The sequence below is a fragment of the Rhizobium sp. 11_C7_N12_5 genome, from assembly GCF_051811145.1.
Classification (GTDB): Bacteria; Pseudomonadota; Alphaproteobacteria; order Rhizobiales; family Rhizobiaceae; genus Rhizobium; species Rhizobium lusitanum.
Genome location: NZ_JBPWPY010000003.1, coordinates 969,598 through 982,962 on the forward strand (window position 1 = coordinate 969,598; position 13,365 = coordinate 982,962).

General features: G+C 56.7%; 11 protein-coding genes. 4 read left to right on the plus strand and 7 right to left on the minus strand.

Features of this window, described 5'->3' with window-relative positions:
- Positions 1-21 precede the first annotated feature (21 nt).
- Complete coding sequence (locus AB8B29_RS33955) at positions 22-1,377, plus strand: aminotransferase class III-fold pyridoxal phosphate-dependent enzyme (RefSeq protein ID WP_125850836.1); 1,356 nt, start codon at positions 22-24, stop codon at positions 1,375-1,377.
- A 72-nt stretch (positions 1,378-1,449) separates the two neighbouring features.
- Here the strand turns inward: AB8B29_RS33955 and AB8B29_RS33960 are convergent, their stop codons facing one another.
- The 6 genes from AB8B29_RS33960 to hmgA all read right to left on the minus strand — a co-directional run bounded on the left by AB8B29_RS33960 (position 1,450) and on the right by hmgA (position 8,995).
- Positions 1,450-3,402, minus strand: coding sequence for an acetoacetate--CoA ligase (locus tag AB8B29_RS33960; protein ID WP_125850838.1), 1,953 nt, complete (start codon positions 3,400-3,402; stop codon positions 1,450-1,452).
- A gap of 112 nt (positions 3,403-3,514) precedes the next feature.
- On the minus strand, positions 3,515-3,727 hold the full coding sequence (locus tag AB8B29_RS33965) for a DUF2783 domain-containing protein (RefSeq protein ID WP_125850840.1): 213 nt from the start codon (positions 3,725-3,727) through the stop codon (positions 3,515-3,517).
- Complete coding sequence (locus AB8B29_RS33970) at positions 3,720-5,354, minus strand: FAD-dependent oxidoreductase (RefSeq protein WP_439007093.1); 1,635 nt, start codon at positions 5,352-5,354, stop codon at positions 3,720-3,722. The genes AB8B29_RS33965 and AB8B29_RS33970 overlap by 8 nt, the downstream gene beginning before the upstream one ends.
- A 21-nt stretch (positions 5,355-5,375) precedes the next feature.
- On the minus strand, positions 5,376-6,326 hold the full coding sequence (locus tag AB8B29_RS33975) for an MBL fold metallo-hydrolase (protein ID WP_125850844.1): 951 nt from the start codon (positions 6,324-6,326) through the stop codon (positions 5,376-5,378).
- A gap of 11 nt (positions 6,327-6,337) precedes the next feature.
- On the minus strand, positions 6,338-7,600 hold the full coding sequence (gene fahA, locus AB8B29_RS33980; protein WP_125850846.1) for a fumarylacetoacetase: 1,263 nt from the start codon (positions 7,598-7,600) through the stop codon (positions 6,338-6,340).
- 30 nt (positions 7,601-7,630) lie between these two features.
- Positions 7,631-8,995, minus strand: a complete 1,365-nt coding sequence (hmgA, locus tag AB8B29_RS33985; RefSeq protein ID WP_125850848.1) for a homogentisate 1,2-dioxygenase — start codon at positions 8,993-8,995, stop codon at positions 7,631-7,633.
- Between the two features lie 97 nt (positions 8,996-9,092).
- Between hmgA and maiA the strand changes: the two genes are divergently transcribed.
- Both maiA and AB8B29_RS33995 read left to right on the plus strand, forming a co-directional pair.
- Positions 9,093-9,728, plus strand: coding sequence for a maleylacetoacetate isomerase (maiA, locus tag AB8B29_RS33990; RefSeq protein WP_125850850.1), 636 nt, complete (start codon positions 9,093-9,095; stop codon positions 9,726-9,728).
- Positions 9,729-9,780: 52 nt separating this feature from the next.
- Entirely contained in the window at positions 9,781-10,239 is a 459-nt protein-coding gene (locus AB8B29_RS33995; RefSeq protein ID WP_125850852.1) for a MarR family winged helix-turn-helix transcriptional regulator, read from the plus strand.
- 140 nt (positions 10,240-10,379) lie between these two features.
- Here AB8B29_RS33995 and AB8B29_RS34000 read toward each other — a convergent pair whose 3' ends face one another.
- Complete coding sequence (locus AB8B29_RS34000; protein WP_125850854.1) at positions 10,380-11,819, minus strand: APC family permease; 1,440 nt, start codon at positions 11,817-11,819, stop codon at positions 10,380-10,382.
- 159 nt (positions 11,820-11,978) lie between these two features.
- Between AB8B29_RS34000 and AB8B29_RS34005 the strand changes: the two genes are divergently transcribed.
- Positions 11,979-12,884: an IclR family transcriptional regulator gene (locus tag AB8B29_RS34005; RefSeq protein WP_245438673.1), complete on the plus strand. Its 906-nt coding sequence runs from the start codon at positions 11,979-11,981 to the stop codon at positions 12,882-12,884.
- Positions 12,885-13,365: the final 481 nt, after the last annotated feature.

The window sequence follows — 13,365 nt, forward strand, 5'->3', positions numbered from 1 at the left end:
CATATCGAGGAGATCCATCCGATGGCCGATAGCAACTTCCTGACCGAGCATAATGCCCGCCACGTCTGGCACCCCATGGCCCATCCGGCCGAAATGAGGGCTAACCCGCCCACTATCATCAGCGCCGGCGAAGGTGCCGAGATCATAGACGTTGACGGTAAACGGCTCTTGGACGGCGTCGGTGGTCTCTGGAACGTTAATCTCGGCTACTCCTGCGATCCTGTTAAGCAAGCAATCACCACGCAACTGGGCGAACTGCCCTACTACTCGGCCTTTCGCGGAACCACTAACGGCCCGCTGATTGAACTTTCGGTGGCGCTTGCTGAGTTTTTTGCTGCCGACGGCATGGTTCGGAGCTTCTTCACATCCGGCGGCTCCGACAGCGTCGAGACCGCCCTTAGACTTGCTCGCCAATTCCACAAGTTGAATGGACAGCCGGAACGCACCAAATTCGTTTCACTTAAGAAGGGCTATCACGGCACGCATTTCGGCGGCGCTAGCGTCAACGGAAACCAGAATTTCCGCCGAGCCTACGAGCCGCTGCTGCCGGGTACGATTCATCTCGCCTCGCCCTACACGTACCGGAACCCGTTCAACACGGATGATCCAAAGGTGCTTGCAGATAGCATTGCGCGTCAGTTTGCCGATGAGATTGCCTTCCATGGGGCTGATACTATCGCTGCCTTGATCATGGAGCCCGTGCTTGGTGCGGGAGGAGTCATAGTGCCGCATGAAAGCCTGATGCCGGCCCTACGCGCACTGTGTGACAAGCACGGTATCCTTCTGATAGCTGACGAAGTTATAACCGCCTTTGGGCGCACCGGTGCCTGGTCGGGAAGCCGGCTGTGGGGAGTCAAGCCGGATATGATGTGCACTGCCAAGGCGATCACGAACGGCTACTTCCCGTTCGGCGCTGTCATGATCGGCGAAAAGGTGACTGAGGTATTCGAGAACGATCGCACCGCTATGGGCAGCATCGGCCACGGTTACACTTATTCAGGCCATCCGGTAGGAGCAGCCGCGGCTATTGTGTGCCTGGCCGAAACGGTCAAGCAGGATCTTGCCACGAACGCGGCCGAACGCGGCATTGAATTGCTTGAGGGGCTCGAGACCCTCAAGGCACGCTATCCTTTGGTTGGCGATGTACGCGGGAAAGGTCTGATGTGCGCGCTAGAGCTTGTTTCGAACCGCGACGACAAGGCCCCCGCCGCAAAGGACAAAGTTGCTCAGGTCTATAAGGGCGCCTATGAGGCGGGCGTTATGATTCGCACCTCAGGCAACAACATCATCCTTTCGCCAACGCTTATCATCAGCAAGCAGGACGTGAGCCGCATTCTAGAAGCGCTAGAGGCTGGGCTGAAATCCGCGGCAAACTAACCGCCAACAAAAAGGTCGGGCTCAGTCAAACCTGATCCCGGCCGATACAAGTGACGTTTGTCTCCTAGCCTGTCAGACCCGAAGCTCAGGTTGATCTACGAAAAGCTCCAAAGCCATTGGGTTCGCCAGCGAATCGAGGTTACGGACCGGCCGGCCATGCACGACATCCCGCACCGCAAGCTCAACGACCTTTCCAGTGTTGGTCACCGGAATATCATCGACTGCAATGATCTTGGCAGGCACATGGCGCGGCGAAGCGCCCGTTCTGATTTGCTGGCGAATCATCTGTTTCAGGTCCTCATCCAGCACGGTGCCACAACTGAGCTTTACGAACAGCACAACGCGTACATCATTGTCCCACTCCTGGCCGATGCACACGGCGCCCGAGATGCCAGGGATGCGTTCCAACTGGTTGTAAATTTCCGCAGTGCCGAGGCGAACACCGCCTGGATTAAGTGTGGCGTCGGATCGGCCATGAATAACGATACCGCCGTGCTCCGTCCACTCCGCGAAATCTCCATGGCACCAGCAGTTTTCGAAGCGCTCGAAGTAAGCAGCGCGGAAGCGTGATCCGTCCGGATCATTCCAAAAGCCAATGGGCATCGACGGGAACGATCTCGTGCAGACAAGTTCACCCTTGCCCTCGCGGATCGGAAGTCCCGTTTCGTCGAACACCGCGACCGCCATGCCTAGACCCGGGCCCTGAATTTCACCCGACCAGACGGGCAAAGTCGGGTTCCCTAGCACGAAGCACGATACGATATCGGTTCCGCCGGACATGGACGCGAGATGCACCGACGGATTAATGTCGCGGTAAACGTAATCGAAGCTTGCAGGCGACAGCGGGGAACCGGTGGATAGCAACGCCTTCAAGCTGGAGAGATCGTGTGTCTCTCGAGGTTTGACGCCCGCCCTCTCCAATGCGTCGAGGTATTTCGCCGAGGTCCCAAGGACTGTGACGCGTTCGGCCTCGGCATAGTCCCAAAGGACGTTCGACGTGGGTGCGAATGGCGAGCCGTCATAAAGACAAAGCGTGGCGCCGCTTGCGAGGCCGGATACGAGCCAGTTCCACATCATCCAGCCGCAGGTCGTATAGTAAAAGACCCGGTCTCCGTCCACGATGTTACAATGGAGTCGATGTTCCTTTAGATGCTGTAGAAGCGTGCCGCCCGCAGAATGGACAATGCATTTGGGAACACCGGTTGTTCCCGATGAGAATAGGATCATCAGCGGGTGTCCGAACGCAAAAGGCTCGAACACAGGCTCACAGGCGGGATGATCCGCGATCACGGCGGCTAGAGTTGTGCCGTCCTTGAGCTCTGCAGCGACTGCCTCCGCATTACCGCAATAATCGACGATAATGAAGGGCACCCCAAGTCGGCCTTCGAGAGCCCTGACCTTTCCCGCCAGGTCGATCCGCTTGCCATTGTACCAATAGGCATCGCAGGTGATGAAAATTCTTGGCTCGATTTGACCAAAGCGGTCTACGACGCCCTGTTCGCCGAAGTCTGGGGAGCAGGAAGACCAGATCGCGCCGAGTGATGCCGCCGCTAGCATGCAGGCGACTGTTTCAGGAAGGTTCGGCAGCATTGCCGCGACACGATCGCCAGCGCGTACACCCATGGTCCGGAAAGCCTGCTGGAGCCGCGAGACTGCCGCATTGAGCTCGTCGAAACTCCAGCGTAGTTCTCTTTTGTCCTCTCCGCGAAATATCAGCGCGTCACCGTCACCGCGGTTTCGCAGCAGGTTCTCAGCAAAGTTTAACTTCGCTTGCGGAAAAAACCGATCCTCAAGAATATGCCCTGCATCGAGGAGCGGGTGGTCCCCTTTGTCTCCTATTACGCCACAAAAATCCCATACAGCTGACCAGAAGGCGCCGCGATCGCGCACCGACCATGCGTGAAGGTCGTCGTGCGTTGGAAGGGCAATTCCAAACTGCTGCGAGCACCAGTCTTGGAACAGCGCCATCTGCGTCGGAACGGCGACCTCGTCCGGTATGAAATGCGGCTTGATCGTTCCATTCATCAAGCAAACTCCTTTAATCGAGCATTGAAGACGGCTCGTCCGCTGACCATTGTCTCGCTGCGGCGTCTTAGAGCGCGACAGAGGTCCGATGCTGAAAGCGCCGCCGCTATGTTCAAACCGCGGAGCCAACCTCCGGCCCAATCCCCGAGCGTGCAAGCGCAAGGGCTTGCCCGATGGTTTCATAGTCGCCTACTTGATTAAGAAGGATTAGGATGAGGCGTGCATTCAGGGCCTGGCTCTCTTCGTCAGTGAGCCCTTCGTGGGTCTTGATGAGCATGGCATAGGTCTCGTCGGGCCGTGAAAAATTGGGTTTGGTCTCAAGCATTCGTTTGATCCTTTGCAAGCGCGCGGGAAAGGGCGGCGGCGACGGCGTCGGCATCAAAGCTTACGAAGCGGGCGACCACGTGCTGATCAGGGCGAACGAGATAAACGGCGCTCGACGCCGCACCAAGATATCGCTCAGCAATCGCGCTACCCGGGGACGCGGCAAGTGACAGCACTTTCACGGAGACACCGTGGGCCATAAAATTTTCCGGAACTGTTGCATTGAGCGAAAGTAGCGTGAAGTCCGAGCCTATCAAACGCAGGAGCCATTCATCCCCCACGGGGGCGTCCGGACAGGCACTTCCAGGCCGCGAACGTGCTGGCATAAGGGCATTGTCGGGACCATTCAGCGGCGAGCCATCATAGGTACAAGGTAGGGACAGTCGCCCCGAATTCACAATGGTGCGTGCAAAAGGCACGGCCTCCGCCAAGGAGACGACCGCGTTTCGGAACAGCTTGGAAACAGCCGATTTCGGCGTGATAAAATCAGTTGCCCGCGTCGAATTGGCGATATTCTCGTCAGCGCCGTATACGCGCTCCCAATCATAGCTGTCGAGCAGGGCCTCTCCGGCAGTGCCGTTTACGACCATGGCGAGCTTCCAGCCAAGATTGTCTGCGTCCTGAATGCCAGAATTGGCTCCACGCGCGCCAAAGGGTGACACTTGGTGGGCAGCGTCGCCAGCAAATATAACCGGGCCGTGACGGAAACTGTCCATGCGCCGGCACTGGAAGGTGTAGATCGAGCACCAGTCTAGCTCGTATTCGACATCAGGGCCGAGCATTGCACTGACACGAGCCCGAATGGATTCGGGCTGCAATTCCTTCTGCCGGTCGATCTCCCAGCCTAGCTGAAAATCGATCCGCCAGATGTCATCCGGCTGTTTGTGGAGCAGTGCGCTGTCGCCCGATTTGAAATGGGGCTCGAACCAGAACCACCGCTCGGTCGGAAAATCGGCCTTCATTTTTACATCGGCGATCAGGAAGTTGTCCTCGAAGACGCGTCCCTCGAAGCCGAGCCCGAGCATGGAGCGTATTGGCGACCGAGCGCCATCGCATGCGACTAGCCAGTCAGCCTCAATCTGGTAAGGACCATCCGGGGTCGAGACGTCGATGGTTACGAAACCCTCATTGCGTTCGACCGCCTCGATCCGGTTGCGCCCTCGAATCTCGATCGGTGCGCCTGCAGCCTGCGCCCGCACGATAGCCTCATGCAAAAAGCGCTCGAACCATGGTTGCTGCAGATTAATGAAGGCAGGTAACGCATGACCTTCTTCCGGTAGTAGGTTGAAGGAATAGAGCTGGCGGTTATCGTGAAACACCTTACCGACATTCCATTGGACGCCTTTCGCAAGCATTGCCTCGCCTGCACCGAGACGATCACAGATTTCAAGTGTCCGCTTGGCAAAACAGATCGCGCGGCTGCCGAGTCCAACACCTTCCTGATCGTCCAAGACAACGACTGGAACGCCGCGCTTACCGAGGTCAAGCGCGGTGGCAAGCCCGACGGGTCCACCGCCACCGACTACGACAGGACGCCGCACTGGTGAGCTTGCCGACTGATCGGCGCAACGAACATAGGGATATAGCCGGAAAGCTATCGGATAGCGATCCGTGACGAGATTTTCCATTGTCCCCTCCCTGGGAAGCGGTCAGCCCTGGAGTTGTGCCCACATTTCAAGATCCCGCGCTGCTGTCCAGATGCGCGGATTGTCGATACCCCGCGCTTCGTCGTAAGCGCGCGCTACATTGAAAGGCAGGCAATGTTCGTAGATGGCGTAGTCTTTGAATTTCGGATCGCATTCGGCGCGAACAGCATCCCATGCCTCGCGTAGTGTACCGCCTCGCGCAGCAATGCGGGCCACGGGCCGATAGGTAGATTCGACAAAATCGCGGGTTCGGTCGAGAGCAGCGTTCACCGCGTCGCGACCGACAACCGCGTCACCACGACCGGGTGCAATGGCTGCCAAATCGTAGGCCCGGATGGCTTCGAGCGTCCCGCCCCAATCGGCAAAATGACCGTCGCCGCAATAGCAGGCCGAATGCGCTTCGACAATGTCACCCGTGAACATCACATTCTGGTCCGGCACATAGATGACGGCATCGCCTGCAGTATGGGCGCGGCCCACCTGCATAATGTCGACCCGGCGCTTGCCAAGAAAAACGGACATCCGCCCGTTGAAGGTCGTGGTCGGCCACGTCAAGCCAGGGATCGATTCGTGTCCCTGGAAGAGACGTGGGAAACGTTGGAACTCACTGTCCCAATCTTCCTGGCCACGTTCGACAACCATTTTGCGGGCCGCCTCGGACATGATGATCTGGCCAGCGTTGAAAGCGCTCGCCCCCAGCACCCGAACAGCGTGATAGTGCGTCAGTACCACGTGACTTATCGGCTTGTCGGTAACACCGCGAATGCAGTCGATAACTTTTTGCGCAAGACGCGGCGTAGCCTGGGCTTCGACCACCATTACACTTTCATCGCCGATGATGACGCCAGAGTTGGGGTCACCTTCGGCCGTAAAGGCATAAAGCCCATCACCGATCTCGGTGAAGCTGATCGTCTTTTCGCTGAGGTCGCCTTGGGATGCAAAGGCTTTAGCCATGATTTTCTTCCTTATCGAGCGTAGGGATCGGAAAGCGCAGGCAGGATGCGACCTGTACAGTCGCCAAATCCAATCGTGTAACCGTCGCCCTTTGCGTGTCCGCGCAGGATGATCGTGTCGTGGTCGTGGAGGAAGCTGCGCGTCTCGCCGCCGTTCAGCACCAAGGGTTCCTTGCCGCCCCAACTGAGTTCGAGAAGCGAACCGCGGCTTTCCTTACTCGGGCCGGAAATCGTCCCTGAGCCGAGGAGATCGCCGCTTCGCATGGCGCAGCCCGATGTCGTGTGGTGTGCGAGCTGCTGGGCAGCCGAATAGTACATCTCGCGGTAATTGGTGCGAGAAATCACGGTTTCGCCGGCAGACTGAGGCGTCAGCGCGACCTCCAAGTCAATGTCGTAAAGCAACGGTTCTGCTTCCACGAGATATGGAAGCAACGGCACTTCGCGTGTAGGGGTCGAAACCCGGAAGGGCTCCAATGCCGCCTTCATGACGATGAAGGGCGATATTGTGGTTGCTGTTGCCTTGGACTGGAACGGGCCGAGCGGCTGATACTCCCATGCCTGGATATCGCGGGCAGACCAGTCGTTCAGCAGCACGTAGCCAAAAATCATTGCATCAGCTTCGGCCACCGTCAGCGGTTGTCCATTTTCTGAAGGAGTGCCTATTATGGCTCCCATCTCCAACTCGATGTCGAATCTCTGCGAAGGCGCAAAGCGCGGTGCCTCGTCGTTTGGCCCTTTTATCTGCCCCCAAGGTCGACGGACATCCGAGCCAGAAACAACCACGGATGAGGCGCGGCCATTATATCCGATAGGGATGTGTAGCCAGTTGGGCGGTAGTGCGTTCTCGGGTCCCCGAAACATGGTCCCGACATTGAAGGCATGATGCCTTCCGGCGTAGAAGTCTGTGTATTCAGAAACTTCAAGTGGCATGACGAGCTTGGTACCGGCAAGCGGAACTAAATGCGGTTCGATAAGAATGCGTTCAGGCGCGCCGGTGGCGAGCAGCCTTTGTACCTGCGCGCGCAACGCCGCCCACACAGCTGGACCCGCTGCCATGAACCGGTTCCAGTTCGGCCCATTCAACAGTGGGCCACCGTCGAGTACAATGTGTCCCGCGCTTTCAAGACTTGCGAGATTGAGGAGGTGATCCCCAATCGGCATTGCGCAGTGCCGCGTGTCGTCGCCTGTCGCAAAGACGCAGCAAGGCAGGTTATTAAGGGGGAAAGGGCAGTCGGAAAAATTGGCACTGTCCACCCAGCTCAGCAGTAATGGCATGTAAAAATCCGTTGGTTGCAGCCGTGACAATCAGTTTTTGATGCCGGGCGTGCCGTCGAACTTCTTTTCGAGGCTGTCCCAGCAATCAATGTAATCGTCTTGGAGAGGGGCACTGTGCGCAGCCCATTCGGTCAAGTGCTGGGGAAAGCGCGTCTCGAACATGAAGCTCATTGTTTCGGCCTGAAATTGCGGCACCATCGGCTCGTTAGAGCCGTGTTCGAAAGCGTTCCGGTCCGGCCCATGTGGCAGCATGCAATTGTGCAGGCTCATCCCGCCGGGTGCGAAACCTTGCGGCTTGGCATCGTAAACTCCGTAGATATTCCCCATCAGCTCCGACATGATGTTCTTGTGGTACCAAGGCGGGCGGAACGAATGCTCGGCCACCATCCAGCGCTCTCGGAAAAGCACAAAATCAATATTTGCTGTGCCTTCCTGCCCGGATGGCGCCGTCAGAACCGTGAAGATAGACGGATCGGGGTGATCGAAGAGGATGGCGCCTACCGGTGAGTAGGTCCTGAGATCATATTTATACGGGCAATAGTTTCCATGCCACGCTACGACATCGAGCGGAGAATGGTCGATCCGGGTCTCATGGAACTGGCCGCACCACTTCAAAATAACACGGGAAGGCGCTTCCCGGTCCTCAAAGGCGGCGACGGGGCATTTAAAATCCCGTGGGTTGGCGAGGCAATTCGCGCCGATCGGGCCACGGTTAGGAAGATCGAACTTCTGGCCGTAATTCTCGCAAACGAAACCACGGCACGGCCCTTCAAGCACCTCAACGCGATAGACAAGGCCGCGCGGGAGAATCGCGATTTCCTTCGGCTCGAGATCGATGATGCCAAGCTCGGTGGAAAATCGTAGACGTCCTTCCTGCGGCACCACCAGCAGTTCACCGTCGGCGGAGTAAAAATATTCATCCGTCATCGATTCTGTCACGAGATAGACGTGGTTCGCCATCCCGGTCTGAGTATTGACATCACCGGCCGTGGTGACCGTGCGCATTCCTGTCACCCATGTAAGCTTTTCCGTCGTATGAGGGATAGGATCCCAGCGGTACTGGCCAAGCGAAATGACGTCAGGCAGGATATGCGGCGCAGATTTCCAATGCGGCACATCGATCTTTGCGAACCGTCCGGCGTGTTTTACAGAGGGGCGGATGCGATAGCACCACGTCCGCTCGTTTTGACCGCGCGGCGCTGTAAAGGCGGTACCCGATAGCTGCTCGGCATAGAGGCCATACGCACACTTCTGGGGCGAATTCTGCCCCTGTGGCAAGGCGCCGGGTAAGGCCTCAGTTTCGAAATCATTACCGAAGCCGGGCATGTAACCTTCATGCGGGCGAGCATTTTTCAAGTCATGGGTGACAAGCTGTGAGGTGGCATGCTGGTTCATCGTCAGCTCCGCATTGGCGTCCATCTTGGTCTGGCAAATTAGTTGCATTTGTAACTTTGTCAAGTTAGAGTTTGACCGACGACAAAGGGATTTTGCGATGCCGACGGAAACGATTTTGAATGATTACTGGCGTTCTTCCTCCGCCTATCGGGTGCGCATCGCGCTGAACCTGATCGGTGAAACCTACCGTGCCGATCCGATCGACTTGTTAAACGCCGAGCATCGCGAACCGGCTTATCTGATACGTAATCCGCAGGGGTTAGTCCCCACCCTGGAGATCGATGGGGTTGTTCTGACGCAGTCTCTGGCAATCCTTGAATATCTCGACGAAACCCGTCGCACGGGCTGGCTTCCAGAGAAGCCAATCGAAAAGGCACGCGTGCGTGCGCTTTCCTATGCGATTGCCATGGAAATCCATCCCGTCTGCAATCTGCGTGTCGCGCGCTATGCGACCTCGCTCAGCGGGACGAGCATGGAAGACTGGATGCAGCATTTCATATTGGGCGGGCTCAAGGATTTCGAGGCTATGCTCGAACTTGGCCCGAGTGGTCTTTATTGCCACGGAGACATGATCAGCCTCGCCGACATTTGTCTCGTGCCACAGATCTATAATGCACGGCGCTGGGGCGTGGATCTTCATACCTTCCCCAAAACGATGGGAATCTCCGCCCGGTTAGAGGCGCTTGATGCCTTCGCCGCTGCCCATCCCGATCGGGTGCGTCCGGCGGGGTGACATCTGACGTCGCCTGTGGCAAAGGTTCCCTCCTATCATAAGGGACCAAAGCATGGCGGAACAGGACGCGGCAGAACATAGCTCGGAACCCGAATTCGACCTCGAGCAGTTTCTACCCTATCTCCTTAACCAGGCAGCTGAAGCAACCTCGCGCGATTTCGAGAGCGTCTACCGCGAAGTCTATGGCATGACGCGGGCGCAATGGCGGGTTATGGCAAATCTCGGCAAATTCGGCTCGATGACAGCACGCGACATTTGTGCGATCTCCCATATTGACAAGACTAAGGTAAGCCGCGCGGTTACAGCGCTGGAAGCCACGCAAATGCTCGTCCGCAGTCCCAGCGAAGACGACCGCCGGGCTGAGTTTCTTTCGTTGACTGAGGGAGGGATGAATGCTTTCCGCGACCTCGGTCGGCAAGCGCGCAAATACGATGCCAAACTCAGGTCAGATCTTGGTGAGCGGGTCTCGGCTGATTTGAAACGCGTGCTGACCATATTAATGCGCCGGTAGTTATGCTCCTCCGCGTGGTCAATATATTCGAAAGCTCCAGCACGAAGTGCACAAAAAAAGGCCCTGCGTTGCCGCGGGCCTAGGACTTGACGTGAGCGATTTGGGGTGGAGGTGAGAAGTGTCACCTCCACTGGGATAGGTCAGACGGGGTCTGTCGAAAGGGCTACGACCAGTCCCGGCCGCGTCTTTGCCCGAATGGCACCTATTACGGCAGCGACGAGGATGAGCGAGGGGAGCGCGATGGCGAGCGGTCCAGAGGCTCCTGTCAGAATGTCGAACCCGCTGACACCGAAATAACCGACCAGCGCAAAACCGATTGCCGCGAGAGCTGGCATCAACTTGGTCTTAATCGGTTGGCCGGGTTCCAACTCTGGATTTTGCACGAAGAATACGATGACTGCGATGCAGACTAGTAGCATCAGCGTGATCACGCAGATAACCGCGATATTGGCAATCCAGGCGAACAATGTAAGGAGAGGGTCCATACCGAACGCCGCAAATGTCCCAATGACAGCCATCGCAATGACGGTCTGTAAGATGGTGCCCCGATAAGGGCTCTGATAGCTCGGATGCGTCTTGCCAAGCCAATGAGGCATCATACCTTCCTTGCCGAGGAAGTAAAAATAGCGGGCAACGTGATTGTGGAACGCCAGCAGGCAGGCAAAGACACTTGTCACGAAGAGAACGCGCATCATGTCGGAGAGAATGCGACCGCCGAACTGGTCAGAAATGTTAAAGACGAATTGAACCGGGTCCTGAAGTTGCTTGAGCTGGTCGACAATCGTGGCGGTACCCGCTGCCTCGACAATCCAAATTGCCGACAGTGAATAGAAACCGCCGATCAAAAGGACCGATGCATACGTGGCACGCGGGATAGTGACCCGCGGATTGTGCGCCTCGGCGCTGTAGATGGTCGTGGCTTCGATGCCAATGTAGCATCCAAACGCGAACACAAAGGTGACCCCGAGCGCCGCGCCGCTTGGCATGCCAGACAGCGAAAGCGGTGCCAGCGAAAACCCGCCAGGTACGCCCTGGTGCACGATCAGGATATCAAGAACGAAGACAACCGCGAATTCCGCTAGCACGAGAAGCGCCAGAACTTTTGCCGAAAAGTCGACCCGGCGATAGGCGAGAAAGCCGATGATCAAGGACGCCCCAAGGCTGTAAACCCACCAGGGTAGGTCTATGCCGACGGAGGTCTTTATGAGATCGGCGGTGACCGGACCGAACATCCCGGACATCCCGATCTGCATGCAGTTATACCCAAGAAGGGCGACCAATGCCGCTGCGCCTCCCAGTGTGGGACCTAGGCCGCGTGTGATCATGGTATAAAAAGCGCCGGAATTTGGCACGTAGCGCGACATGGTTACGTATCCGACGGAAAACACGAGAACCAGTAGCATCATGAGTATGAAAGCCGGAACGATGGCTGTACCGTTGCCGAAGAGAATGGCAACCGGCAAGATCCCGGCCATATTGGTCAAAGGCGCGACGGCCGATATGACCATCAGTGTGATGGCTGCGGCGCCGAGCGTCCCGGTGCGTAGTCCGTTGTCTGTTACTTTCTGTGAATCTGACATGTAGCTCCCCTACAGGTTGGTCGAGCGGCTTCATTGGTTCATTATTATCACCGTCGGTTATTTTATTCTGACGTAGGTTTGAAACTTGTCAATAGGAAGTTGGTGAGCCGTAACTCAGCGAATGTGGATCGTTTTCCGAGTATGCTCGTGACTTGAACGATGGCTGCGGATCGCTATTATCAACAACGCATCGGTATGGATCCTCCTACGACCGGTTTGCGAAATTCGCCTGCACGCAGAATGGACCTGATTTTGGACGCGCCGAAAAAGACGACGAACACGATGAAGACCGTAGATAAGGCCTTCAATCTACTAAACTATTTTACCATTTCGGAATCTGAATTCGGCCTTAGCGAACTGGCACGTAAGGCAGAGCTCGACAAGGCGACGACGCTGCGCATCTTAACGTCTTTAATGAAGCACGGCTTCATAGAGCAGGTCGATTTCAGCAAGAAATACCGGCTAGGGGCAAGCGTACTGAGGTTCGCGAAAATTCGTGAAGCAACTTTTCCCATCGCTTCGACGGTGCAGCCGTGGGTGGACTGGTTGGCCGAGCAAACATCAGAGACCGCCCACGCCAGCCTTGCATCAGAAGACGCGCTAACCACAATCGCCATAGCGGAGCCTGCCCGCTCGACGCGGGTGTTTGTCGATCTGTCCCAACCGCTCCCGTTTCACGCGACGGCATCCGGCCTTGCCTACCTTGCCTTCGCGCATCCCGATGTCGCTGAAGCAGCGCTGGCTGCCGACGCGTTTCCCCCGCACACCGATCGCACACCGCGCACAGCCGATGAGATGCGGGAAATGATCGCAAAGGTCCGACAGCGCGGCTATGCCGTTGGTCGTCGCAGCTTCGAGACCGAAGTGACGGGTATAGCTGCGCCGATCTTCAACGCCGCCGGCCATGCTTTTGGTGCAATCGCAGTCGCGTCGATAGCCTCGCGAACCTCTGAGGAAGTCGAAGTGTCGATCGCGCGCCACGTTGTGCGCGCCGCAATAGAGGTCAGCCGCGCCCTCGGCGCCGATTCCCACCCATCTTTGCTGGCGGCTGACAAGGCGCTCTAATGTCCGATTTCGCCCAATATTTTAGCTGAACCAATTTACTTCGGTGACTGCTGGATTGCTTTCTCAAGGATAAAATAACAGCGAAGGAAAGACGTCACCTGCAAGGTGATTCGATTCATGCCACTTGATGATTGGGTCTCGAATACATCGTTCTCAAAAAGGTAGTGAACGGCGTTGCCCCGAAGGGATTATACATTGATATAAAGTCCGTATCGGGCAGATAATACTAGACAGAGCGCCAGCTCCGCCTAAGGGAATCAGCTTTGCTATATTTTCATCTAAATGTTTGAGATAAAATTCAAGTGTTACTACCGGCATTGATCTGATGGTTGGGACTGCTGTCGCCACTCGCCTGGCGGACCAAGCTTTTGGACAATCGGCATTGTTGACCCTCTATTAGTATTTAGGAACTATAGATTAGTTACAAACGCAACTATAGAGCCTTCGCCGGCCCTGAGTGCTGACTCAGAAAATGCGACTG